The organism is Paenibacillus sp. N3.4, assembly GCF_008017805.1.
In the GTDB taxonomy this organism is placed as follows: domain Bacteria; phylum Bacillota; class Bacilli; order Paenibacillales; family NBRC-103111; genus Paenibacillus_E.
Genome location: NZ_VRTT01000207.1, coordinates 1 through 1157, shown reverse-complemented (window position 1 = coordinate 1157; position 1157 = coordinate 1). Strand labels below are relative to the sequence as shown.

Here is a 1157-nt window from a genome sequence, read left to right as displayed (position 1 = left end):
ATTACCGACTTACTGGCAGCGAATATTGGCGAAATTCGAACGAATGAGCGACTTGCCCCCTACACGACATGGAAAATCGGCGGTCCGGCTGATTGTCTAATTATTCCACACACCAAAGAGCAGATCACGACTGTCATCCGCATCCTGCATGAAAGAAACGTTCCATGGACAATTATTGGCCGTGGATCGAACTTACTCATCAGTGATAAAGGAATTCGGGGGATTGTTATTAAACTCGGCAATACGCTAGAGTCCCTTCGTTTCGAGGGTGCAACAGTCTACGCAGGCGGTTCCTATTCGTTCATTAAATTGTCCGTACTAGCGGCCAAAGAAGGCTTAACGGGACTGGAGTTTGCTTCTGGCATTCCAGGCTCTGTGGGAGGCGCCGTTTACATGAATGCAGGGGCTCATGGGTCTGATGTGTCACGCATACTCAAGCAGGCTGAAGTCATCCTGGACACAGGGGAATTGGTTACCATGCAGGCAGCGGAGTTGCAGTATGCTTATCGTCATTCGATCCTGCATTCGCTGCCCGGCATTGTAACGGAAGCTGTCTTTGAATTACAGGTTGGAGAACGCAAAGAAATTGCGGGAGCCATGGCGGCTTACCGAGATCGGCGTCTCCGTACACAACCACTTCAATTAGCTTGCGCAGGTAGTGTATTTCGCAACCCCGAAGGGGGATTCGCAGCTAAGCTCATCGAAGAAGCCGGCCTGAAAGGCAAACGTGTCGGTGGAGCTGAAATTTCTACATTGCACGCCAATTTCATTGTTAATACCGGAGATGCTACAGCCGAGGACGTTCTCACTCTCATAGGCGAAGTGCAGCAGATTGTACTGAATCAGTACGGAATCTCGCTTGTGCCTGAAGTTCTGTTGTTGGGTGAGAGGTAAATCGGAGGTGGAATTTTGGAGAAGCTCGTTATCGAAGGTGGAAGACCTCTCACGGGAGCCATCCAGATACACGGCGCTAAAAACGCCGCATTACCCATTTTAGCAGCCTGCATGCTGGCTAGCGGCACTCATACTCTGCATAATGTTCCGAACCTGCTCGATATCGACACCATGCTGCGGATTCTTCGCGCATTAGGTTGTCCGTGCCTGAGACAGCAAGGTACGATTCCCGTATCCATCACAACATCCACAGCTCATTCCTA

At 50.4% G+C, this 1157-nt stretch carries 1 protein-coding gene and 1 pseudogene; both read left to right on the top strand.

What is annotated here, in order from left to right; all coding sequences use genetic code 11:
* Positions 1–894: UDP-N-acetylmuramate dehydrogenase (gene murB / locus FU659_RS34960; RefSeq protein ID WP_261808255.1), on the top strand; the 894-nt coding region annotated here is incomplete at its 5' end.
* 15 nt (positions 895–909) lie between these two features.
* A pseudogene (locus FU659_RS34955) lies at positions 910–1157 on the top strand (UDP-N-acetylglucosamine 1-carboxyvinyltransferase); the annotation flags it as partial.